Origin of the sequence: Parasalinivibrio latis, assembly GCF_036825535.1 — a bacterium.
GTDB classification, from domain to species: Bacteria; Pseudomonadota; Gammaproteobacteria; order Enterobacterales; family Vibrionaceae; genus Parasalinivibrio; species Parasalinivibrio latis.
On the sequence record NZ_CP098812.1, the window covers coordinates 2,607,986 to 2,631,352 of the forward strand.

19 protein-coding genes are annotated in these 23,367 nt (G+C 48.9%); 11 read left to right on the top strand and 8 right to left on the bottom strand.

Annotated elements, in window-relative coordinates:
- Window positions 1-71: 71 nt before the first annotated feature.
- The 3 genes from NF212_RS12085 (at window position 72) to fldA (ending at window position 1,814) form a co-directional block, all read left to right on the top strand.
- The gene (locus tag NF212_RS12085) at window positions 72-839 is read left to right on the top strand and encodes an alpha/beta fold hydrolase (protein WP_434355944.1); all 768 of its coding nucleotides are present in this window, start codon (window positions 72-74) and stop codon (window positions 837-839) included.
- 120 nt (window positions 840-959) lie between these two features.
- The gene (locus tag NF212_RS12090; protein WP_054672343.1) at window positions 960-1,181 is read left to right on the top strand and encodes a DUF2788 domain-containing protein; all 222 of its coding nucleotides are present in this window, start codon (window positions 960-962) and stop codon (window positions 1,179-1,181) included.
- Window positions 1,182-1,286: 105 nt separating this feature from the next.
- Window positions 1,287-1,814, top strand: coding sequence for a flavodoxin FldA (gene fldA / locus NF212_RS12095; protein WP_434355946.1), 528 nt, complete (start codon window positions 1,287-1,289; stop codon window positions 1,812-1,814).
- Window positions 1,815-1,847: 33 nt separating this feature from the next.
- On the opposite strand, the gene NF212_RS12100 is transcribed toward fldA, so the two are convergent.
- Entirely contained in the window at window positions 1,848-2,339 is a 492-nt protein-coding gene (locus NF212_RS12100) for a DUF4442 domain-containing protein (RefSeq protein WP_434360877.1), read from the bottom strand.
- Window positions 2,340-2,528: 189 nt separating this feature from the next.
- On the opposite strand from NF212_RS12100, the gene fur reads away from it, so the two are divergent.
- Window positions 2,529-2,978 carry a ferric iron uptake transcriptional regulator gene (fur, locus tag NF212_RS12105; protein ID WP_434355948.1) on the top strand — a complete coding sequence of 150 codons (450 nt, stop codon included), beginning with the start codon at window positions 2,529-2,531 and terminating at the stop codon, window positions 2,976-2,978.
- A 97-nt stretch (window positions 2,979-3,075) separates the two neighbouring features.
- On the opposite strand, the gene glnS is transcribed toward fur, so the two are convergent.
- The 3 genes from glnS to nagE all read right to left on the bottom strand — a co-directional run bounded on the left by glnS (window position 3,076) and on the right by nagE (window position 9,223).
- Entirely contained in the window at window positions 3,076-4,743 is a 1,668-nt protein-coding gene (gene glnS / locus NF212_RS12110; RefSeq protein ID WP_434355950.1) for a glutamine--tRNA ligase, read from the bottom strand.
- Window positions 4,744-4,952: 209 nt separating this feature from the next.
- Window positions 4,953-7,616, bottom strand: a complete 2,664-nt coding sequence (locus NF212_RS12115; protein ID WP_434355952.1) for a beta-N-acetylhexosaminidase — start codon at window positions 7,614-7,616, stop codon at window positions 4,953-4,955.
- Between the two features lie 110 nt (window positions 7,617-7,726).
- Entirely contained in the window at window positions 7,727-9,223 is a 1,497-nt protein-coding gene (gene nagE / locus NF212_RS12120; RefSeq protein WP_434355954.1) for an N-acetylglucosamine-specific PTS transporter subunit IIBC, read from the bottom strand.
- A gap of 259 nt (window positions 9,224-9,482) precedes the next feature.
- Between nagE and nagB the strand changes: the two genes are divergently transcribed.
- The 5 genes from nagB to asnB all read left to right on the top strand — a co-directional run bounded on the left by nagB (window position 9,483) and on the right by asnB (window position 16,370).
- Window positions 9,483-10,283: a glucosamine-6-phosphate deaminase gene (gene nagB, locus NF212_RS12125; RefSeq protein ID WP_434355956.1), complete on the top strand. Its 801-nt coding sequence runs from the start codon at window positions 9,483-9,485 to the stop codon at window positions 10,281-10,283.
- Window positions 10,284-10,303: 20 nt separating this feature from the next.
- Window positions 10,304-11,440: an N-acetylglucosamine-6-phosphate deacetylase gene (gene nagA, locus NF212_RS12130; protein ID WP_434355958.1), complete on the top strand. Its 1,137-nt coding sequence runs from the start codon at window positions 10,304-10,306 to the stop codon at window positions 11,438-11,440.
- Window positions 11,441-11,446: 6 nt separating this feature from the next.
- The gene (gene nagC / locus NF212_RS12135; protein ID WP_434355960.1) at window positions 11,447-12,661 is read left to right on the top strand and encodes a DNA-binding transcriptional regulator NagC; all 1,215 of its coding nucleotides are present in this window, start codon (window positions 11,447-11,449) and stop codon (window positions 12,659-12,661) included.
- Between the two features lie 202 nt (window positions 12,662-12,863).
- On the top strand, window positions 12,864-14,462 hold the full coding sequence (locus NF212_RS12140; RefSeq protein ID WP_434355963.1) for a cation:proton antiporter domain-containing protein: 1,599 nt from the start codon (window positions 12,864-12,866) through the stop codon (window positions 14,460-14,462).
- A 243-nt stretch (window positions 14,463-14,705) separates the two neighbouring features.
- Window positions 14,706-16,370, top strand: a complete 1,665-nt coding sequence (gene asnB, locus NF212_RS12145; protein WP_434355965.1) for an asparagine synthase B — start codon at window positions 14,706-14,708, stop codon at window positions 16,368-16,370.
- Window positions 16,371-16,443: 73 nt separating this feature from the next.
- Here asnB and NF212_RS12150 read toward each other — a convergent pair whose 3' ends face one another.
- From NF212_RS12150 to htpG, 4 genes are all read right to left on the bottom strand, one after another.
- A complete protein-coding gene (locus NF212_RS12150) occupies window positions 16,444-17,745 on the bottom strand; it encodes an inosine/guanosine kinase (protein ID WP_434355967.1) in 1,302 nt (433 codons plus the stop codon).
- 120 nt (window positions 17,746-17,865) lie between these two features.
- Window positions 17,866-18,840 (bottom strand): ferrochelatase, encoded by a 975-nt coding sequence (gene hemH / locus NF212_RS12155; protein WP_434355969.1) that lies wholly within the window; start codon window positions 18,838-18,840, stop codon window positions 17,866-17,868.
- A gap of 170 nt (window positions 18,841-19,010) precedes the next feature.
- Window positions 19,011-19,655, bottom strand: a complete 645-nt coding sequence (adk, locus tag NF212_RS12160) for an adenylate kinase (RefSeq protein ID WP_434355971.1) — start codon at window positions 19,653-19,655, stop codon at window positions 19,011-19,013.
- A gap of 129 nt (window positions 19,656-19,784) precedes the next feature.
- Window positions 19,785-21,692, bottom strand: a complete 1,908-nt coding sequence (gene htpG / locus NF212_RS12165) for a molecular chaperone HtpG (RefSeq protein WP_434355973.1) — start codon at window positions 21,690-21,692, stop codon at window positions 19,785-19,787.
- A 208-nt stretch (window positions 21,693-21,900) separates the two neighbouring features.
- Here htpG and NF212_RS12170 point away from each other — a divergent pair, with 208 nt between their 5' ends.
- Entirely contained in the window at window positions 21,901-22,800 is a 900-nt protein-coding gene (locus tag NF212_RS12170) for a winged helix-turn-helix domain-containing protein (RefSeq protein ID WP_434355975.1), read from the top strand.
- Window positions 22,791-23,336: a regulatory protein ToxS gene (locus NF212_RS12175; protein ID WP_434355977.1), complete on the top strand. Its 546-nt coding sequence runs from the start codon at window positions 22,791-22,793 to the stop codon at window positions 23,334-23,336. The genes NF212_RS12170 and NF212_RS12175 overlap by 10 nt, the downstream gene beginning before the upstream one ends.
- The last annotated feature ends 31 nt before the right edge of the window (window positions 23,337-23,367 follow it).

Genomic DNA, 23,367 nt, shown 5'->3' on the forward strand with positions numbered 1-23,367 from the left:
AACCTGGCGATTATACCTTGAACCATGTTTATACTCTACGCCAACACCTTACATTCGGAGAGAAAAAGATCGTGTTGCTCAACTACAAATCAACCGGAGAGGGTAAACCTGTCATTTTGATCCATGGTCTGTTTGGCAGTCTCGACAATCTGGGTCTTTTGGGAAAAGCGTTATCGTCGCATTACCGGGTGATTCAGATCGATCTCCCCAACCATGGGATGTCCTACCAGCCATCGGAATTTACATATCAGTCCCTGGCTGATGATGTCCTGGCGCTGCTCGACCACCTAGGCCTCGACGAAACTGTACTTATTGGCCATTCGATGGGCGGTAAGGTTTCAATGGCACTCGCCCAGCAACATCCTGAACGGGTGGAAAAACTTATCGTGCTAGACATGGCTCCGTACGATTACGGTGTGCACCGCCACCAGAATGTCTTTGCCGGGCTGACAGCCAGCCAGAGTCAGATACTTGCATCACGAAAGGATGCAGAGGCCATTCTTGCACAACATATTATTGAGCCGGGTGTCAGACAGTTTCTGCTTAAGTCGCTGTACCGAAGTGAAACCGGCAGCTACCAGTGGCGCTTCAACATCGATCACCTGATTGACCAATACCCAAAGATCATCGGTTGGGATGTACTGGGTACCTATAGCGGCCCTACCCTCTTCGTAAAAGGGCAACAATCAGAATACATCACAGAGGATCACCGAACTGCCATCGCACAGCAGTTCCCCAACGCCAAAGCACACATGGTTTCAGGTACCGGACACTGGCTTCATGCGGAAAAACCTGAAACCGTAGAAAAAGTAGTGACACGTTTCCTTGCAACCCTCTGATTTATCAGAGCTGTTCACAAGGATGTGAGTTTGGGCAACTATTGTCCAGTCGCCAGTTACACCTAAAAGCGGCCTTATGATATATTGCGCCGCAACTGTAGCGACTGAATGGAGGCAGTTATGCTCTATGAGCACTACGAGTTGCTCGAAAAGATAGGGTTGGATCTTGTGTTTGCTGGTATATTCTTTTTTATCGGCATGGCAATCAGGGACGTTTTGAATCAAGGTAACGTTCCAACCTTTGGTCGCCGTATTGTTTGGCTGGTACTGTTCCTCGGTTGTGCTGGATTTATTGCCAAAGGCATTATTCAGTTGGTCTGGGAAGGCGCAGGTATCGGCTAAGTACGTGGTTCGAAACCCGTATCGGTTTTTAAGGCAAGCCTTAAATCATTTTGACTATGCAACCCCGGCATGGGTTGATAAAAAGCTAAAACAGGTATTCTTTCTATGGCAACTGTAGGACTCTTCTTTGGCAGCGACACAGGTAACACTGAAGCAGTCGCGAAGATGATTCAAAAACAACTTGGCAAAAAAATGGTTCACGTTCAGGACATTGCCAAGAGCAGTAAAGAAGATATCGACAACTTCGACCTGCTGCTGCTGGGTATCCCAACCTGGTACTACGGTGAATCACAGTGTGACTGGGATGATTTCTTCCCGGAACTGGAGAAAATCGACTTTTCTACCAAGCTGGTAGCCTTGTTCGGTTGTGGCGATCAGGAAGATTACGCAGAATATTTCTGTGATGCCATGGGCACCCTTCGCGATATCATTGAAGCCAAGGGCGCGACCATTGTTGGTAACTGGTCTACTGACGGTTACGAATTTGAAGCCTCAAAAGCACTGGTTGATGATGCCAATTTTGTCGGTCTTTGCATCGATGAAGACCGTCAGCCTGAACTGACTCAAGAACGTGTAGAAAACTGGGTCAAACAGGTCTACGAGGAAATGTGCCTTGCAGAGCTGGAAGACTAATTTCCCGCTCTAAAGCCACAAAAAATGCGCCTCTCACGGCGCATTTTTCGTTTTCAGGCTTTCCCGGTACTTGGGTTTCTTACGGATATACAGCACCCTTCTTACCGTCGCGACTATCTGGCCTTTGTTGTCTTTTACATGAACCAGGAATTCAGGAAACGTTTTATCCCCACCGGCTGTCTCATTCAAAATGCCATTCAAGACATCCTGACTGATTATAAAATCGGCATAGAGCTCTGATGTACCCGGCTGGATAAAGTTTATATCTGCCTCCTTATCCCAGACAAAGTACTCTTCGCCAAGTATGCCCATCAGCATCAGGGCATAAACCGGATCCGTCATAGAGAAAATACTCCCTCCATATTGAGTCCGGTTTGCATTTTTGTTCCACCAGCGTAATTTGAGCCTCATGGTCACCTGGCGAAAATCACTGCTGATTGTGTGGATTTTTATACCCGCCCCCCAAAATGGAGGCCAGGCATTGAGCAGAAATTTCACGATACCGGGCTTGTAAAATTTATAAATCACTAAAATAACCCCAATCTGGTAAGACCAGTTCATTTTACATCTATATAACACGAATGCAAAACAAGCAGTTGGTCTCGATTTTGTTGCTGTGACTGGTAGTTACAGAGGACTTTTGTTAGGCTAATTGACAATGTTTTGCGTTTTCATCCCCACCGACCTCGGGTCGTGAGAATCAGGAAGACTCGAATGCCAGACAATAACCAGGCACTAAAGCAGGCAGGTTTAAAAGTTACTCTGCCACGTTTGAAAATTTTAGAAGTTTTACAGCAGCCTGACTGCCAACACATCAGTGCTGAAGATCTGTACAAAAAACTGATTGATCTGGGTGAAGAGATTGGTCTTGCTACCGTATACCGCGTCCTGAACCAATTTGACGATGCTGGTATTGTTACCCGTCACCACTTTGAAGGTGGTAAATCTGTATTCGAGCTTGCCACCCAAGAGCACCACGATCACCTCGTATGCCTTGACTGTGGACGTGTGATTGAATTCTCAGATGATGTGATTGAAAACCGTCAGCGTGAAATTGCTCAAAGGCACAATATCCGTCTGACCAACCACAGCCTCTACCTCTACGGGCACTGCATTGAAGGTGACTGTAAAGAAGACCCTAGCCTTCACGGTGATGAAGCTTAAGCTTAAGCTTCACATTCAGATACAAAAAAACCGAAGCCTTGGCTTCGGTTTTTTATTGCCGGATTTCCGGTAATTACCGGAAACCCGGAGGTCAGAATCAGTTCTGATCCATTTTCGCCCAGCTGTCACGCAGGCCAACAGTGCGGTTAAACACCAGGTTGTCTGCTGACGAGTCTTTATTATCAGCACAGAAGTAACCGATACGTTCGAACTGGAAACCAACTTCCGGCTTGGCTTCAGCAAGGCTTGGTTCAACATAACCTTTCACTACTTGCAGTGATTCGGGATTAATAGTTGAAGCAAAGTCATCAGCCGCACCCGGATTCGGTACAGTGAACAGGCGATCATACAGGCGGAACTCTGCTGGCAGGCCCTTATCCGCTGATACCCAGTGGATGACGCCTTTGACCTTACGGCCATCTGCAGGATCTTTACCCAGCGTTTCCGGATCGTAAGTACAGAAGATAGTGGTGATATTACCTTCTGCGTCTTTCTCGACACGTTCAGCTTTGATTACGTAAGCGTTACGCAGACGTACTTCCTTACCCAGAACCAGACGCTTGTACTTCTTGTTCGCTTCTTCGCGGAAGTCTTCACGCTCAATCCAAATTTCACGGCTAAATGGTACTTCTCGGGTACCCATTTCCGGCTTGTTCGGATGGTTAGGTGCATTCAGGGTCTCAGCATCACCTTCGAAGTTCTCGATAACCAGTTTAACCGGATCGATAACCGCCATCGCACGGCCTGCATTCTCGTTCAGGTCGTCACGGATACAGGACTCCAGTGAGCTCATCTCAATGGTGTTATCCTGCTTGGTCACACCAATGCGCTTGGTGAACTCTCGGATAGATGCTGGCGTGTAACCACGGCGTCGCAGACCAGAAATGGTTGGCATGCGTGGATCGTTCCAACCGTTAACGAGCTTCTCAGTCACCAGTTGGTTGAGCTTACGCTTGGACATCACTGTGTATTCGAGGTTCAGGCGGCTGAACTCATACTGGCGCGGGTGACACTCAAGTGAGATGTTGTCCAGAACCCAGTCATACAGACGGCGGTTGTCCATAAATTCCAGCGTACACAGTGAGTGTGTAATACCTTCCAGCGCATCCGAGATACAGTGGGTAAAGTCGTACATTGGGTAAATGCACCACTTGTCACCCGTCTGGTGGTGGTGGGCAAAGCGCACGCGGTAGATAACAGGATCGCGCATCACGATAAATGGCGAAGCCATATCGATTTTTGCACGCAGGCACGCCTTGCCTTCTTCGAACTCACCGTTCTTCATTTTGTCGAACAGTGCCAGGTTTTCTTCAACGCTGCGGTCGCGGTAAGGGCTGTGCTTACCAGGCTCAGTCAGGGTGCCACGGTACTCGCGGATTTGCTCTGGAGACAGTTCGTCGACATACGCCAGGCCTTTTTCGATCAGCTCAACAGCATAGCCGTGAAGTTTATCGAAATAGTCAGACGAATAGCAGATATCGCCAGACCACTGGAAACCCAGCCACTGAACATCTTGCTTGATAGATTCAACGTATTCGATGTCTTCTTTTGTTGGGTTGGTGTCATCGAAACGCAGGTTACATTCACCCTGATAGTCTTTGGCAATACCAAAGTTCAGGCAGATGGACTTTGCGTGACCAATGTGCAGGTAGCCATTTGGTTCAGGCGGAAAGCGGGTATGAACACTGGTATGTTTGCCGCTTGCCAGATCTTCATCAATGATCTGGCGGATAAAGTTGGTTGGCCGTGCTTCAGAGCCACTCATCTAACACACCTCACGTGGGTAAATGCGATCAGAAATTTCAGCGGACAATGATCCATGATTCGCCGCCCTGACTCAACTGTTAACACTCTTCCATTCGGGAAAAGTTGTGATTTTCTTTCTTCTCACCAGGAAGAAGACTGAAAATCTGCCGCTCTAAATAAAAAAAGCGGAGCAACAGCCCCGCCTCAGTGGTCAAAAAACACCCAGAACTACAAGCTCACGGCGCGTCCGGCTCGTTTACCGTCAGCACTCAGTGCACGAACGGTTACTTTCCCGTTCACGGAAGGCTTATCCGCTGCGTTGTAAGTCATCCAGGTTTTACCGTCGTCCAGCGAATACTGAAGTGCCAGACCCGGGAAGCTGATATTCATTTCCAGCTTACCGTCTACCACCTTCGCACCCGGAACCGGAACGCGGTACTGGATACCGGCTGCATCCAGTTTTGCAAGCTCACGGTGACCCAGTACATTGGCAAAACGGGTCCAGTCTGTGTTCAGTGACTGCTTGTTCACCAAGTTGGTATCAAGACGGTACTCTACACCTGGCTTATAGTCATTTTCCCATTCTGCCTTGTGCCATGCACGTTCTGCAGCAGCGAGAACACGAGGGAATACCATGTATTCGTACTGGTCATCCGTGCGTACAGTCTCACTCCAAAGTTGCGCAGACAGACCATGGAAGCCCTTGTATTCAGCTGTACCCGCACCAGCAAAGCCATTTCCGTCACGATCTACAGAAGTCTCAGCATTCTGAGGCAGGTTTTCCGGTGCAAAGCCAAACATCTTGCGGGTATCAGTGGCACGGGTAGCCCAGTAGTAACCACGCTCTGCCGGATCGACTTCATAAGGCATGTCCATGTACACATAATCCGGGTTGGAAATGATCATGTCATAACCTTTAGCTGCCCAGTCATATGCGGAAGACACGCCACCCCAGTACAGCACATCCCAGAAGTTCACGCGGGTTTTATCAGTCGCAAAAGAGGAAGCATCCTTTGAGTGTTTCAGGCCATCCTGCCATGCTTGGAAGTTTGGAATACCCTTCTTCGCCACAACTTCACTGACTTTTTCTGCAAAGTAACTTGGCAGGTGCGCTGCATCACTGACAGTGCCGTTGGCAATCAGGGTCTGGCACATTGGAGAACGAGCGAACGGCTTGTCCTGTTTTGAAAGATCGATATCTCCCTTCCAGGCAACCTTGTCAGCACTGTTGATGTCCTGGAAACCGGCACCCAGCTTGATGTTCTTGGCTTCGTCACCACCAAAGTGCCAGGTCTCAAGCGGCATACCGGCTTCAGCATGCATAGCCGCCACTTCGCTGACAACCTTGTCCACGAAGTTCAGCGATGAACCCATGCAAGGGTTAATGAAGCTGTGCTTGTCGTAGAACTGTACGGTAGTGACATTAGACGTATCCTGGGGATCCATCAGGCGATACTGGTTGGCCTCATCCATCTTGCCTTCGGCTGCCAGGCGCTTGAATCGCGCTTCCATTGCAACAACCGCCGCACGGGAGTGAGCCGGCATATCAAGTTCTGGAATGACATCAATACCGCGAGCCTTGGCGTACTTCAGGATTTCCATGTAGTCATTACGGCTGAAGAAACCTGAACCGAAGTTGTTGCTGTCCGGACCTGAGCCCAACTGTGGCAGCAAGCACTCGGTTTCAGACAGGTCGTGGCATCGCTCAGCACCTACATCGGTCAGTTCTGGAAGGCCTGGAATTTCAAGGCGCCAACCCTCATCGTCAGAGAGGTGGAGGTGAAGCTTGTTCAGTTTATAAGCTGCCATCTGGTCAAGGGTACGCAGCATCGCTTCCTTAGAATGGAAATTACGCGCAACATCGACCATCACACCCCGGTATTCAAAGCGAGGGGCATCTGAAACAGTGATTTCCGGAATCGTTTTTTCACCGTTTTGTGGAACCAATGACAACAGGGATTGTACGCCGTAGAAGGCACCATCCATGTCATAACCTGTTACCGTCGCACCTTTTTGAGTGACTTTCAGCTTGTAAGCACCGGATACCTTGTGCTCCCCTTTGAATGCCTCAGGGTTCAGAGCTAACTCAACAGGGTATTGGCCGGACGTGTTTACACCCAACTCATTTGCACGAGTTTTCAGTGCATCCAGCATCGGGGTGGTCATGGCGTCGTTAGTGAAGTGGATACCCTTATCCAGATTGATTTCGCCCTTACCAACGATGGTTTTCACTGGCGTTGGGACAATGGCACTTTCAATAACGCTGTCACTCAAAACCGCAACGTCACTGTTTTTGTCAAAACGGCTTTGGGCAGTTGCGAGGATATTGTTGTCACCCGGTACACGCTTCCACTGCTCGCCGGCAATGTCAGCGACATAAGAATCGGTGTTTTCAGTATCCAAAGATTGGATGGTACGCGGCTCAGACTCACCGGCAATCACATAAGCACGAGGCATGAAGTCTGTCTTGAACAGCGTCCAGTATTCACCCACCAGCGGAACAGTGACTTTTTCACCAGCCTGGAAACCATCGAATTTATCCGTTGGTTCCAGCTTGTGCAGGTCACCGGTAATACGGGTCACCTTGAACTGGTCGTTTTTCACATCCAGGATGAGACGGATGCTGTGGAAGTAGATTGCCCAGTCTTTGCTGTCAATCTCGTCACCCTGGTTGGTCAGTTCTAGGTTTACCACGTTGCAGGATGCCCATTCGGCCTCCATACTCTGGCAGTTCATTCCCTCATTAGCACCGTGGTTGGTTACCACGTCGAAGTTAACATCAATATTTTGTGCGATTTGGTTAGCGATATCTTGGTCAATAGCTGGATTGGAAGCGCAGCCAGCCATTGCGAATGCCACACAGGAGGCAATCACACTTTTTTTGATTGTCATTTTGGTTTTCTCCGGATGCCCCGGCCGGGGCGACAAGCTAGATAGGACTTCTTAAAAGACCGGCCTCAAACGAGGCCGGTAATAATTAAAGATGAAGATAGTTTTAGAACTTATGGAAGTTGTACATCTTTCAGGTCATCAGACGCTGAGATATTCTTCATTTCACCGGCGATGATTTCAGCCAGAGGGCCAAGAATCACCTGCAGGTTGTTTTCACCAAGCTTAACAACACCAGCTGCACCCAGCGCTTTCAGTTGCGCTTCATCTACGATGCCGCGGTCTTTCACTGACAGGCGCAGACGGGTGATACATGCGTCGATGCTGTTCAGGTTATCGTGGCCACCCAGAGCTTTCAGGTACTGGCGAGCCAGTTCTTTACGATTACCTTCTTTAGCAGGAGCAACAGTGCGCATTTCTTCGTCTTCACGGCCAGGCGTTTTCAGGTTCAGAGCCTTGATAACGACAGTGAAGGCTACGTAGTAAACTACGAAGAACACCAGACCCAGAGCAATCAGCATGTACCACTGGTTGGCAACAGGGTTCTGAGAAGACAGTACCATATCCACCAGACCGGCAGAGAAGCCGAAGCCAGCAGTCCACTGCATAGCAGATGCGATGAACAGTGACACACCAGTCAGGAATGCGTGCAGTACATACAGTACTGGTGCAACGAACATGAATGAGAACTCAAGAGGCTCGGTTACGCCGGTGAAGAAAGAAGCGAAACCAGCAGCAATCATGATAGAAGCAACTTTTGCTTTGTTCTCAGGCTTGGCAGCGTGGTAGATAGCCAGAGCAGCACCAGGCAGACCGAACATCATTACTGGGAAGAAGCCACCCATGTACATGCCGGTAACACCCTTGATAGCTTCACCAGACTCAAGGCCTTGTGCGCCCATCCAGAAGCGGCCCAGGTCGTTGATACCTGCCAGGTCGAACCAGAATACGGCGTTCAGTGCGTGGTGCAGACCAACAGGGATCAGCAGACGGTTGAAGAAGCCGTAGATACCTGCACCGATAGAGCCGGCACCAGTGATTGCTTCACCGAAGTGTACCAGGCCGCCGAAGATAACAGGCCATACGTACATCAGTACAAAAGAGATAGCGATTGAAGTCGTAGCTACCAGGATAGGAACCAGGCGCTTACCGCTGAAGAATGCCAGTGCTTTTGGCAGTTCAACAGTGCTGAAGCGGTTGTAGATTTCTGCAGTAACAATACCAATCAGAATACCAATAAACTGGTTGCCAATCTTAGCAAAAGCGAGTTTGGTAGTAGGATCGTCTAGAGATACCAGGCCGATTTGCTCTACAGCACCTGGGCTACACAGGGTTGTGATAACCATGTAACCAACGAAGCCAGCCAGAGCAGCAGCACCGTCGTTATCTTTTGACATACCGTAAGCAACACCAATTGCAAACAGTACAGACATGTTGTCAATAATTGCTGCACCAGATTTGATCAGGAATGCAGCCAGTGCGCTGTTACCACCCCAACCAGTTGGATCCAGCCAATAGCCTACGCCCATCAAAATTGCCGCTGCAGGCATTACTGCAATTGGCACCATCAGCGCACGGCCGACTCTTTGGAAATAACCTAAAACGTTCACCTTAGTTCCCCCTATGGATGTCCGTTATGTACTAGACTTAAGCGACTTATTTCGCTATCCGATGTTTGTCACTGGCAGTTTATGACATTAATTTTGCCCCGCAAATTAAAACCTCACTGTTTGTGACTTTTATCACTAGTCAGGATAAAAAAGACCGATTTTTGCTGACGGGATCATAAAACTTATTTTATGATTAAAATTAAGATCACTATGAGATACTATAGTGGCAGTTGATTATTGATGCTTAAGAGGTGTTACTGTGAGACTCATCCCTGTAAATACATCGCACGAAGTTGGTCTGTGGTCAGCACGATATATTGCTGATTCTATTAACAAATTCAACCCAACCGCTGATCGTCCATTCGTGCTCGGCCTACCTACCGGTGGCACCCCATTGAATACTTACAAACGCTTGATTGAGCTTTATAAACAAGGCGAAGTAAGCTTCAAGCACGTAGTAACCTTCAACATGGATGAGTATGTAGGCCTGCCAGCAGACCACCCAGAGTCTTATCGCAGCTTCATGTACAACAACTTCTTTAATCACATTGATATTCAAGAAGAAAACATCAACCTGCTTGACGGCAATGCACCAGATGTAAATGAAGAGTGCCGCCGTTACGAAGACAAGATTCGTTCATACGGTAAAATTAATCTGTTCATGGGTGGTGTGGGCAATGACGGTCACATCGCATTTAACGAACCTGCGTCGTCCCTGTCTTCACGCACGCGCATCAAGACCCTGACCGAAGACACCCGCATCGCGAACTCCCGCTTCTTTGGCGGCGACATTTCTCAGGTGCCAAGACACTCCCTGACCATTGGTGTGGGTACGCTGCTTGATTCGGCAGAGGTTATGATTCTGGTAACCGGCCATGCCAAGGCTCAGGCACTTGAAGCAGCGGTAGAAGGTTCAGTAAACCACCTTTGGACTGTTTCAGCTCTGCAACTGCACCCTAAGGCTCTGATTGTTTGTGATGAACCATCAACCATGGAGCTGAAAGTGAAGACTGTTAAGTACTTCAAAGAACTTGAAGCTGAGAACATCAAACACCTATAACGAAATATAAGGATACTTCCATGTACGCGCTGACAAATTGCCGAATCTTTACCGGAAGCGACGTGCTGGATAATCACGCCGTCATCATCGACGGCGTCCATATCCAAGCAGTTTGCCCACAAGCAGAAATCCCAGCAGGCATCGAAATTGTCGACTTGCAGGGTGCTAACCTGAGCCCAGGTTTCATCGACGTGCAACTGAACGGTTGTGGCGGTGTGATGTTTAACGACGAAATCACCCCAGAAACACTGCACATCATGCACAATGCCAACCTGAAATCAGGTTGCACCAGCTTCCTGCCTACACTGATCACCAGTTCAGATGAAGACATGAAACAGGCGATCGCAGCAGTGCGTGAATACCAGGCTAAGTATGAAAACCATACTCTGGGTCTGCACCTGGAAGGCCCGTACCTGAACGTGGCCAAAAAAGGCATTCACAACATTGAGTACATCCGTCGTTCTGACGATGAGATGGTTAAGCACATTTGTGAAAACGCTGATGTAGTGACCAAAGTCACCCTGGCCCCTGAACTGGCTCCGGAAGAGCACATTGCTCAACTGGCTGAAGCAGGTATCGTTGTTTCTGCCGGTCACACCAATGCAACCTATGTTGAAGCCCGTAAAGGCTTCGCTGCAGGTATTACCTTCGCTACTCACCTGTTCAATGCCATGACTCCAATCGCTGGCCGTGAACCGGGTATGGTAGGTGCAATTTATGACACACCTGAAGTGTATACCGGAGTTATTGCTGACGGTTTCCATGTGGACTATGCCAACATCCGTGTAGCTAAACGCATCAAGGGTGACAAGCTGATTCTTGTGACCGATGCGGCAGCTCCAGCAGGCGCTGACATGGATTACTTTATTTTTGTAGGCAAGAAAGTATATTACCGAGATGGTAAGTGTGTTGATGAAAACGGCACACTTGGCGGCTCTGCGCTTACAATGATTGAAGCTGTTCAAAACAGCGTTGAGCATGTTGGAATCGCTCTGGACGAAGTACTTCGAATGGCAACCCTGTATCCAGCCCGAGCAATTGGCATGGATCACAAGCTGGGTTCTGTTAAGAAAGGTTACGTGGCTAACCTGACCGTGTTCGATCGTGACTTTAACGTCCAGGCGACTGTTGTAAACGGTCAATATCAACAGAGCTAGGAACCTATGACAGGCGGACAAATTGGTAATGTAGATCTCGTAAAACAACTCAACAGTGCGGCTGTATACCGCCTGATTGATCAGCAGGGACCAATTTCCCGTATCCAGGTCGCCGATGTGAGTAACCTTGCACCGGCAAGTGTTACCAAGATTACCCGTCAGTTGCTTGAGCGAGGACTGATTAAGGAAGTCGCTCATCAGGCATCCACCGGTGGTCGCCGTGCTATCTCGCTGACAACCGAGTGTTCGCCATTTCACTCCATCGCGGTCCGTCTGGGCCGCGATGTTATCGAAATCAGCCTATTCGACCTTAGCAGTAAAGAGCTTGCGCGACAGTCTGAAGCATTCAGCTATGCCAGCGAAGCTGAGCTCATTGAAGGTCTAATGGCCCGAATTAATCAATTCCTCGCTGCCAACCAGTCTATTCTCAAAGAGCTCATCGCCATTGGTGTCACACTGCCAGGTCTCATCGACCCTGAAAACGGCATTGTGGATTACATGCCGAATATCCAGGTGGACAAAATGGAACTGGGTCAACTGGTTTCAGAGGAGTTCGGTGTGGCCTGTTTCTTGGGGAATGACACCCGGGCACAGGCTCTTGCAGAACATTATTTTGGGGTTAGTAAAAAATATCAGGATGCACTTTTAGTTAGCGTCCACAATGGTACCGGTGCTGGTATTATCGTGAACGGCCAGATTTTTCTGGGAAGCAACCGTAACGTCGGCGAAATCGGCCACGTCCAGATTGACCCACTTGGAGACAAATGCCAGTGCGGAAATTTCGGTTGCCTTGAAACAGTTGCCGCTAACTCTGCGATAATTGAAAACGTAAAAAAACTTCTCGCCCAGGGTTATAACAGCCCACTGGGTATGAAGGAAAATATCTCCGTTTACGATGTTTGTGATGCTGCTCTGCAGGGAGACGCTCTCGCTGAACAGGTACTGCTGAAAGTCGGTCACCATCTTGGTAAAGCCATTGCAATGACTATCAACCTTTTCAACCCTCAGCAAATTATCATTTCAGGCGAGATCACCCGTGCAAGAGACATCGTCTTCCCGGCGATCCAAAGGTGCATCGAAACCCAGTCACTGAAGAAATTCCATATCAACCTGCCGGTTGTTGCTGCAGAGCTTCAAGACACGCCTACCATTGGTGCATTCTCCCTGGTGAAAAGAGCGATGCTAAACGGCGTACTGCTACAGAAACTGCTTGAAGAATAAACCTTCCTGACAAGCAGCGAGAGACAGTCCCCAACTTCGCTAAGAGATAGTTTTCGCTAAGAGATAGTTACAAAAAAGTTGCGGCGGCCGGATAAGGCCGCCGCTCTCGTTTGTGATACACTCCTGTCGGCCTTACAAGACAAATTGTCAGAATGGCCATCCTTCCTCAAAGACAAAAGAAACGATAGGACAATCGACACATATGGAATGGATATTTATCGTCGCCGCTTTCGCGTCCGGTTTTATTGCCCTTCGTTGCGGTTTACCCCCATTGGTTGGGTTCCTAGTCGCCGGTTTTGGTTTGCATTACGCTGGCTACCAATCCACGCCTACCCTAAACTTATTGGCGGATCTCGGGGTTACCTTGCTCCTTTTCACCATTGGGTTAAAGCTTGATATCAAAACCCTTCTGGCAAAGGAGATATGGGCAGGGGCAACCATCCATAACCTTCTGACTACTGCTGCTTTTACACTGGCGCTGATCTTCTTTAAAGCCATCGGTATTGATGCCTTCGCCGGCTTTGATATCACCCAACTGACCCTTGTTGCTTTTGCCCTTTCTTTTTCAAGCACCGTTTTTGCAATCAAGGCCCTTCAGGAAAAAGGTGAGCTGGGCTCTACCTATGGCACCCTGGCAATCGGTGTCCTCATCATGCAGGACATTTTTGCCGTCATCTTCCTCACCGTTTCAACGGGTAAAATCCCCGAAATTTATGCCCTGGCCCTTTTTGCACTGCCACTGCTCCGCCCAGCCTTGCACAAACTCCTTGATGGCGCCGGGCACGGCGAAATGTTGGTGCTCTACGCGGTATTCCTAGCGCTGATCTTTGGTGCGGGCCTATTTGGTTTTGTTGGTGTAAAAGCAGACCTGGGAGCCCTCATCGCCGGCATGTTAATGGCAGGACACCCCAAAGCATCGGAAATGGCCAAATCGCTTTTTAACCTGAAAGAGCTGTTCCTTATTTGCTTCTTTCTCAACATTGGCCTTGCCGAAGCACCTACGATGAACGGAGTGGTTATCGGCCTGCTTCTGATCCTGCTTCTCCCTATTAAAGGTGTGTTGTATTACGCCATATTCCACGGCTTCCGTTTCCGGGTCCGTACAGCACTTCTGGCAACGTTAACCCTGTTTAACTACAGCGAATTTGGCCTTATTGTCGCCGGGCTGGCTTATTCCCTCGGGCTTTTGCCAGGCAGCATGCTGGTTGCGATGGCCGTTGTCGTATCACTCTCATTCCTGCTTGCTGCACCTCTCAACACTTTCAGCCAATCCCTTTACGGCACGCTCGGCGGCAAACTGAAAGAACATGCATCCAATCAGCTCAATCCGTCAGACCAGCTGATCTCACTTGGTGACGCACGAATCCTCATCCTTGGTATGGGGCGAATTGGCAGCGGTGCCTATGACGAACTCACTCACAGGCTGGATACACCGGTCTTGGGCATTGAGGCAAGAGAGGAATCTGTCAGCCGGCATAAAGATGAAGGTCGCAATGTCATCCATGGCGATGCGACAGATCCCGACTTCTGGGCACGACTAATGTCTCGCAAACAAATCGAAGTGGTATTGCTCGCGATGCCAAACAGTCAGGCGAACATTATTGCCATGGAGGAAATACGGGAGATGGGATTTGATGGCAAAGTTGCCGCGATCACCCGTTACGCTGATGAGGTCGACCAATTGAAAGAACTCGGCGTAGATGAGGCGTTCAATATCTACAACGAAGCCGGAAGCGGTTTTGCCCAGCATGTATGCGCCCGTATTTTGGAAAAGCCCCCTTCAAGCCAATCGGCAGCATGATTCAAATGAGGGAGACAATCCTCCCTCTTTTCTTCATCTCTCTTCTTCACAGCTCACTCAATTGTTCATTTTTCGCACTCGATATTTATTTCATTCACTAAAATGCGCTTATATCTGAATATTATTCACTTCAACCGCACTTTGTTTACTGTTTTTCCTGTTAGGGGTTGAGTTTTTTTGTCGAAATGGCAAATTGAAGAAAACGACAGGATGTAGTCGGAAAGTTACAGATGTGAGGAAGTTATGTGTTCAGTATTCGGAATCCTAGATATTAAGTCAGACCCAGTTGCCCTGCGTGAATCTGCGCTGGCAATGTCTAAAACCATGCGCCACCGAGGTCCAGACTGGTCTGGTATCTACTCTTCAGACAAGGCTATTCTGGCCCACGAGCGCCTGGCTATTGTCGATCTCAACAGTGGGGCTCAACCTCTGCTTAGTGATGATGGCAAACAGGTGTTGGCAGTTAACGGTGAAATCTACAACCACAAAGAGCTCCGGGCCGAGTTTGCACCTGACTACCCTTTCCAAACCGAGTCTGACTGCGAAATCATCCTCGCACTGTATAAAGAAAAAGGGACTGAGTTACTCGACTACCTTAACGGCATTTTTGCATTCATTCTTTACGATGAAGAGCAGGACGCTTACCTGATTGGCCGCGACCACATTGGCATTATCCCGCTTTATCACGGTTATGATGAGCACGGGAACTACTATGTTGCTTCAGAAATGAAAGCACTGGTGCCTGTTTGCCGCACTATCAGTGAATTCCCTCCTGGTTCATTCCTCTGGAGCAAGACCGGTGAGCCAGTGCGTTATTACAAGCGCGAGTGGATGGAATTTGATGCGGTTAAAGATAACGAAACAGATAAAAAAGCACTGAAAGATGCGCTTGAGTCAGCAGTTAAGCGCCAGTTGATGACAGATGTCCCTTACGGTGTGTTGCTTTCAGGTGGCCTGGACTCTTCTGTTACATCAGCTATCACCAAAAAATTTGCCGCAAAACGTATTGAAGACAACAGCAACTCAGATGCCTGGTGGCCTACCTTGCACTCCTTTGCAATTGGCCTTGACGGTGCGCCAGATTTGAAAGCTGCACGTGAAGTGGCAGATTACCTGGGTACCGTTCACCACGAACTGACTTACAGCATCCAGGAAGGCCTTGATGCAATCCGGGATGTGATTTACCACATCGAGACCTATGACGTCACCACGATTAGGGCTTCCACCCCTATGTACCTGATGTCGCGTAAAATTAAAGCCATGGGCATCAAGATGGTACTGTCCGGTGAAGGTGCGGATGAAGTGTTTGGCGGATACCTCTACTTCCATAAAGCCCCGGATGCAAAAGAGTTCCACGAAGAAACTGTCCGCAAACTGCTGGCGCTTAACATGTTCGACTGTGCCCGTGCCAACAAGGCAATGGCTGCATGGGGTGTTGAAGCCCGCGTACCCTTCCTGGACAAGGAGTTCCTTGAAGTTGCAATGCGCGTGAACCCAAAAGACAAGATGTGTGGCAACGGCAAGATTGAAAAACACATCATTCGTGAATGTTTTGAAGATTACCTGCCGCAGTCTGTCGCATGGCGCCAGAAAGAACAGTTTTCAGATGGCGTAGGTTACAGCTGGATTGACACACTCAAGGCTGTTGCAGAAGAGAAAGTCAGTGACCAACAGCTGGAAACGGCAAGCTTCCGCTTCCCTTACAATACGCCAACAACCAAAGAAGCGTATATGTACCGCGAAGTCTTTGAAGAGTTGTTCCCCCTTGAGGATGCCGCCAAGTGCGTACCGGGTGGCCCGTCTATTGCCTGCTCAAGCGCCAAGGCCATTGAATGGGATGAAGCGTTCAAGAACATGGCAGACCCTTCCGGCCGTGCCGTACAGACGGTGCATAACGAGTCCTACTGATCTCTCAGTGGTGCCAGATGAACAGATACAAAAATCCCGGCAAATAAGCCGGGATTTTTCATTCAAAGCGAACTTAGCGTTCCCAATATGCCTCTTCAAGGCTGTCTTCACGCTCAGGCAGACCGCGGGACAGGCGCGGAGAATGCTGGGACAGCACTTCGTAGCTCACGCGGTTGGCGTACTTACAAACCTGTGAGAACGACGAGTAAGTGAGGAAACTGTGCTGGTGCTTGCTAGAATTAGGCACGTTGTCACGGTGGTAACGGTTGGCAGCAATGTCATGCAGTACCGCAGACAGCGCACCATCACCGGCACCGTTGGTGTTCTTGATGCGCTCTGGGCCACCCATGTATGGTGCAATGTGCGAATAGGCCTTCATCGGGCATTCACACTCGTCTTTAATCATAGGACGGCTGAATTCAAACTGGTTGAACTCTGCAATAGCCCCCGGAAGCAAAGGCAGTGATGTCTGGCGCTTGGCAGCATCTTCGGTGTAACCGGCCATGTAAAGGCCGACAGGGCCTGCGGTACACAGAACCATATCTACCCATTCCAGTGCTTTGTCCGCAGCCAGAAGCGGGTCTTTTTCACCGGTCAGGGCTTCGCCTTCATCTTCGTTCATTGCTACGACAGAGACATGGTCACGCAGGAAGTCGCACCACCACTGAGGGTTGCTGGTGATAACGTGCTTGGTTCCCATCGTCATTACAACCGGCACATCATATTTTTTCGCATACTCAATCGCACGCATGGTCGCTTCGGGCATTGGGTCGCCCTCTTTACAGCGTACCAGGTAGGCTGTCAGAACCAGTGCAGATGCATTTTCAAAGATGTGCTCTGGAATTGAATCAGCAGACAGCTGGTTCATCAGGCCTTCACTGATCGCGAAGGTACGTTCACCGTCTTCTGAAATCAGCGCATAACAGCGACCAATTGGGCCCTCAACAGACTGGAGGTAGTTGAGGTCAACACGGCTGGAGGTATTGCAAAGGTAGCGGTATGAATAGCTGCCAATTTCAATATCCTTGCTCATTACGCCAAGCAGGATAGATTTGTCATCAGCCAGTACAGAATAGTTGTGCAGGGTATTGCCGATAGTACCGCCTGCAAACTCATGGGTGATGAGGTTCTTTTCCTTAAGCTCCTGGTAAAGGGCTTCCGCACGCTCGCTGTCGATAACCAGCGAATGTCCTTTACTCAGTTCGTATTTTTCCAGGAAGGAATCGTCCACTTTGGCTTCAATATCCACCAGCGTCTGGTCAATACCGATAATATGAGGACGTTTCAGAGACGCCTCATCCCTCGCTTTCAGAAGCGGATCGCGGGCATGGACGGGAAAATAGTGCTTTGACTTACGTTGTCCTGGAAACTTCATGGTGTTGTTCGGTTATTGTGCCAAGGAAGCGTGAATTCTATCACACATTTTTTCTGCAAAAAGACCCTTCCCAAAGAAATAAGGCGACATTAGTCGCCCTGCATAGCATTCTCTGATGGCTTACCACGATTGCGTATGGCGTTTCACCAACTCTGACATCATGGAGATATGCGCCGGATCATCATTCAAGCATGGGATGAACCGAAAAGTTTCGCCACCCGATTCGACGAAGGTGTCTCGACATTGAATCGCTATCTCTTCAAGTGTTTCCAGGCAATCAACAGAAAATGCAGGGGTAATGACATCCAGACGCTTAATGCCCTTCGCCGGGAGCGTCTCAAGCGTTTTGTCGGTATAGGGTTGCAGCCACTCCTCCCGGCCAAACCTTGACTGATAGGTCATCATGATTTGGTCAGGATTGAGCCCCAACCGGACACGCAGTCTTTCCGTCGTCCCTTCACAGTGCTTTGGGTACGGGTCCCCATTGTCTGCAAAACGCTTCGGAATACCATGGTAGGAGCACAAAAGCAGATCCGGTTTACCCTTTTCATTCCACATTTGTTCCACAGACTGGGCCAGAGCCTCAATATAGCTCTCTTCACTGAAGTAATGGTTCACAAATCGCATCTCCGGGACATCCGGCATCGTTTTCAGTGCACGGGCAACCTGGTCAAAGACTGCAGCCGTTGTAGTACCTGAATATTGCGGGTACAGCGGCAATACCAAAACCTTTTCACACCCTCTTTTTTTCAACGCATCAATACCCGATAGCGTAGAAGGGTTGCCGTAGGTCATACCAAGTTCAACCGGTAAGCCGGTTAGCTCTTCCAGCGCCGCTTTCTGGTGCTGGCTGAAAACCATTAAAGGAGAGCCGCCCTCTTGCCAGATCGCCTGATAAAGTTTTGCAACTTTGGGGGAGCGGATTGGCAGGATGATGCCATGGAGAATCGGGCACCAAAGCCAACGAGTGAGATCGACAACGCGGTGGTCATGCAGGAATTCACCGAGAAACGCCTTCACACCTTTTGGTGTGGGAGCGTCCGGCGTCCCGAGGTTTGCCAGTAAGATTCCAACTCTCGAACTGTTGTCCTGCATGTTTCGTTCCCCAATTGCGTTGTCATGAAAACTGTAAGGAGTGACACCAACAAAGTCAGTATGAATGCATGTTCAATTTGCCATAAAAAAACGGAGCAACCAATTGATTGCTCCGCTTTTTCTGCAATAGGTAGAATCTATGATTAACCTATCAGCGATATAGGTTTCGATTAAGCCAGGGCTTTATCGATTTCTGCACTCACTTCTGATACCTGTTGAGTACCGTCAAAACGCAGGTACTTGGTATTGCCGGCTTCAGCTTCGGCACTGTAGTAAGCAATCAGAGGGGCAGTTTGATCGTGGTATACCTTCAGGCGTGAACGCACGGTTTCTTCTTTGTCATCATCACGGACAATCAGGTCTTCACCGGTTACGTCGTCCTTACCTTCCTCTTTCGGCGGGTTGTAAACAACGTGGTAAGTGCGGCCAGAAGACAGGTGTACACGACGGCCAGCCATGCGCTCAACGATAACATCGTCAGGAACATCGAACTCAAGTACGTAGTCGATTTCAACACCGACCTCTTTCAGACCATCTGCCTGAGGAATAGTACGTGGGAAGCCATCTAGCAAGAAACCCTTCGCACAGTCATCTTGCGAGATACGCTCTTTCACCAAACCAAGAATGATGTCGTCAGAAACCAGCTGACCTGCATCGATAACAGCCTTAGCCTGTTTGCCCAGTTCAGTACCTGCTTTGATCGCAGCGCGCAGCATATCGCCAGTAGAAATCTGAGGAATGCCAAACTTTTCCATAATGAACTGTGCCTGAGTACCTTTACCGGCACCTGGAGCGCCCAGAAGGATGATGCGCATAGTGTCCCCTTTTTGGTTAATATTGGAGTTTCACAAAGAGCGAGAAAATACACGCTTCGCGAAACGCTATCAAGCCCGGTATGCACCGGGCTTGATAAGTATCATGACCGAATATTTATTCGCGGTCGATTATACCTTAGTCGCCAGCAAAGTATTCATCACTTTCAGGAAAGATGAAGGATCTTCCAAAGATCCGCGCTCTGCAAGCAACGCCTGGCCGTAAAGCAACTCTACCCATTTACCGAATACTTCTTCATCTGCTTCGTCAGCTATCTGCTTAACCAGCGGATGTTCCGGGTTAATTTCGAAGATGTACTTCACTTCCGGTGCCTGTTGGCCGGCGGCTTCCAGCAACTTGGCCATCTGGGTACCCATATCATAGCCATCGGTTACCACGATAGCCGGGGTGTCAGACAGCTTGAATGTTGTACGGACATCTTTGACGCGCTCGCCAAGGTAAGCCTTTGTGCGGTCTACAACAGACTCGAATTGTTTCTCGGTTTCCTCACGCTTGGCCTTGCTTTCATCATCGTCGAACTTGCTCAGATCAACGTCCGCTTTAGTAACAGACTGGAACTGCTTACCATCAAATTCAGGCAAGTAGCTCATCATCCACTCGTCAATACGGTCTGACAGAAGCAGCACTTCAATGCCTTTGGCTTTGAACTGTTCAAGGTGCGGGCTGTGTTTGGCTGCACTGTAGCTGTCTGCCGTGATGTAGAAAATCTTGTCCTGGCCTTCCTTCATACGTGCAACGTAATCAGTCAGTGAAACGTTCTGCTCACTGGATTCGTTGTGGGTAGAAGAAAAACGCAACAGGGCCGCAATCTTCTCACGGTTTGCAAAATCTTCTGCCGGGCCTTCTTTCAGAACCAGGCCAAACTCTTTCCACAGGGTAGCGTACTTCTCTGGGTCGTTCTTGCCCATACGCTCAAGCATGGAAAGCACACGCTTGGTCAGCGCATTACGCAGTGACTGGGTGACTTTGTTGTCCTGCAGAATTTCGCGGGAAACGTTCAGCGGCAGGTCATTGGAATCAATCAGGCCACGAACAAAACGCATGTAGCCAGGCATAAACTGTGCGGCGTCATCCATAATGAAGACACGCTGCACATACAGCTTCAGGCCATGCTTGTGGTCGCGGTTAAACAGATCCCAAGGCGCTTTGGATGGAATATACAGCAGGCTGGTGTAGTCGTTCTTGCCTTCAACGCGGTTGTGGCTCCAGCTCAGCGGCTCAGAGAAGTCATGGGCCAGGTGCTTGTAGAACTCCTGGTATTCCTCGTCAGAAATATCGCTCTTGGAACGGGTCCACAGCGCCTGGGCTTTGTTGATCTTGTCCCATTTGGCTTCTTTGTCGTTGCCTTCTTCGTCTTTTTCTACTGTCCACAATTCGACAGGGATACCGATGTGGTCTGAGTATTTTCCAACCACATCACGCAGACGCCAGTCGTTGAGGAACTCCTTACCGTCTTCACGCATGTGAAGGGTGATATCAGTGCCTCGGCCTTCTTTTACGATCGACTCAAGGGTGTATTCACCTTCACCGGTTGATTCCCACTGCACCGCTTCATCAGCCGGGGTGCCTGCTGCGCGTGTACGCACCGTCACTTTGTCGGCCACAATAAAGGCAGAATAGAAGCCTACACCAAACTGGCCAATAAGCTGCGCATCTTTGGTCTGGTCATCAGTGAGCTTCTGGAAAAACTCTTTAGTGCCGGACTTTGCAATGGTTCCCAGGTTATCGATCACCTCATCACGGCTCATACCGATACCGTTGTCTGAGATCGTCAGCGTGCCGGCTTTTTCATCGAACGATAAACGCACATGCAGATCACCGTCATTTTCATACAGCGCAGAGTTCTCCAACGCCTTGAAACGCAGTTTATCTGCCGCATCTGACGCATTGGAAATCAACTCACGCAGGAAAATCTCTTTATTTGAGTAAAGAGAGTGGATCATCAGGTGAAGCAGTTGCTTTACTTCTGACTGGAAACCGCGAGTTTCCTTGCCCTGGACAGTTGCTTGTTCGCTCATTGTTTCTCCAAAAAAGAATTACCTGTTGCTATCTGCTTTTGAGATATGGGCACTTTTTCCGATTTCAAGCGCATTGGTCTTTTTTCACAAGTTTTGTTTTTTTTAGGTTGAGGAGTAAGATACTATGCGCTCAGTAAAGCCCTCATCCCGTTGCGTAAGAGGACTGCCATTCATTCTCAATCGCTAGCCGGCTGAAACCTTAAATAGAATGAAACAATCAAAAAAAATCTTAATCGGTGAAAGATTCGTCTTTTGTCCTAACGACAGCTCGTTAGTCGATTTACTGGAAAACAACGAACAAGTCCGTCTTGGAAGCAACGAATGTCGTGTCCTGATGGTACTTCTCGAAGAACCACATGCAATTGTCCCAAGAAACCGTATCCATGATTATGTTTGGCGGGAGCAGGGTTTTGAAGTCGATGATTCCAGTCTGACCCAGTCTATTTCGACACTGCGCAAAGCGTTGAAAGACTCTACCAAATCGCCTGAATTTGTGAAAACTGTCCCAAAACGCGGTTACCAGATTATTGCGTCCATCGAAGACTACGATGAAACGAAAGAAGCTGCACTTCCGCTGCCCGAGGTTGCTGTAAGCACTGATGAAACCCATCCAGTTGCGCTAAACGGCAACACGATGGACAGCGTAGAAACAACAGCCGATAACAGCCTGCTCAACGTTGTAGAAACAGGCACCAGAAACAACGCGGTAACGAGCAAAGTTGAAGTAAGCAAGCAGGTACATGTTAAGTCACTCTCGTTTCCTGCTATTTTCTGCCTGGTTCTCGCAGTGCTTATTCCGCTGTTCCTGTTTATTTTTACTGCACAAAAGAGCGAAACGTTCCGTCATCTCACCACGGTAAAGGGTGTTGAGGTAATGATCCCGGAGAATAATCCTTCGGTCGCCAACTGGCAGCCAATGATTGAGCGTTGCGTAACCCAATATGCAGATAAATACCTGAAATCAAGAAACCTTCAGGAAGTCATTGTTACCGGTGGCCAGAAAAACCAGCTTGCGCTGAACTACATCCATGATGCAGCCCATGCAGATCTGAATATTACCTATTCCCTTCTGACCAATCAGGAGGACAGCAGTAACTTATGCAACTAAAACGTATCCTTAGCCATCAAGGCGTTCGAAAATACGGCCCATACTGGATTTTGGCTATTTCTGTGGTTCTCAGTGCCTGGTTTTTCCTTGGCAGCGATTATCGCATTGAAAAGATGCTTACCCAGAATGAATGGCATACCCGCAGCCTGAGCCGCATTGAACCTGCTGCATTTGATGATGTACCGGATCTGAGTTCTTCTTATACCACCAGCGCAACGGTATTTTTGCCAAACCACTCCTATTCGCGCCAGACCGACGTCTTGTTGCGTGGCAAATCAGAAGACGTGAAAGTAAAACTGATTATTGCAGAACAGGGGAAATGGTCTGTCAGCGGTGGCTACCTGACTCTTCAGCCAACCTCTTTCAGCGACGTTACTTCCGGAAATAACGAAAGCTTCACGACGCAAGAAATGGATCTGTTAAGGGCATTCTACAAGTTGAACGTCTTACAAATCCGTCGTATAGACAAGATCAATAACAGTACCTTGATGCTGACAAGCCTTAATTACGGATCCATTGTCCTAACCAACAAATAGTCTTTCTGACTTGGGTTAACATAACCGGCGC

What these genes read in the sequence shown, in the direction of transcription:
- NF212_RS12090 (WP_054672343.1), top strand. Translation starts at nt 960, where the DNA reads ATGCTCTATGAGCACTACGAGTTGCTCGAAAAGATAGGGTTGGATCTT.
- fldA (WP_434355946.1), top strand. Translation starts at nt 1,287, where the DNA reads ATGGCAACTGTAGGACTCTTCTTTGGCAGCGACACAGGTAACACTGAA.
- fur (WP_434355948.1), top strand. Translation starts at nt 2,529, where the DNA reads ATGCCAGACAATAACCAGGCACTAAAGCAGGCAGGTTTAAAAGTTACT.
- glnS (WP_434355950.1), bottom strand. Translation starts at nt 4,743, where the DNA reads ATGAGTGGCTCTGAAGCACGGCCAACCAACTTTATCCGCCAGATCATT.
- NF212_RS12115 (WP_434355952.1), bottom strand. Translation starts at nt 7,616, where the DNA reads ATGACAATCAAAAAAAGTGTGATTGCCTCCTGTGTGGCATTCGCAATG.
- nagA (WP_434355958.1), top strand. Translation starts at nt 10,304, where the DNA reads ATGTACGCGCTGACAAATTGCCGAATCTTTACCGGAAGCGACGTGCTG.
- nagC (WP_434355960.1), top strand. Translation starts at nt 11,447, where the DNA reads ATGACAGGCGGACAAATTGGTAATGTAGATCTCGTAAAACAACTCAAC.
- NF212_RS12140 (WP_434355963.1), top strand. Translation starts at nt 12,864, where the DNA reads ATGGAATGGATATTTATCGTCGCCGCTTTCGCGTCCGGTTTTATTGCC.
- asnB (WP_434355965.1), top strand. Translation starts at nt 14,706, where the DNA reads ATGTGTTCAGTATTCGGAATCCTAGATATTAAGTCAGACCCAGTTGCC.
- NF212_RS12150 (WP_434355967.1), bottom strand. Translation starts at nt 17,745, where the DNA reads ATGAAGTTTCCAGGACAACGTAAGTCAAAGCACTATTTTCCCGTCCAT.
- hemH (WP_434355969.1), bottom strand. Translation starts at nt 18,840, where the DNA reads ATGCAGGACAACAGTTCGAGAGTTGGAATCTTACTGGCAAACCTCGGG.
- adk (WP_434355971.1), bottom strand. Translation starts at nt 19,655, where the DNA reads ATGCGCATCATCCTTCTGGGCGCTCCAGGTGCCGGTAAAGGTACTCAG.
- htpG (WP_434355973.1), bottom strand. Translation starts at nt 21,692, where the DNA reads ATGAGCGAACAAGCAACTGTCCAGGGCAAGGAAACTCGCGGTTTCCAG.
- NF212_RS12170 (WP_434355975.1), top strand. Translation starts at nt 21,901, where the DNA reads ATGAAACAATCAAAAAAAATCTTAATCGGTGAAAGATTCGTCTTTTGT.
- NF212_RS12175 (WP_434355977.1), top strand. Translation starts at nt 22,791, where the DNA reads ATGCAACTAAAACGTATCCTTAGCCATCAAGGCGTTCGAAAATACGGC.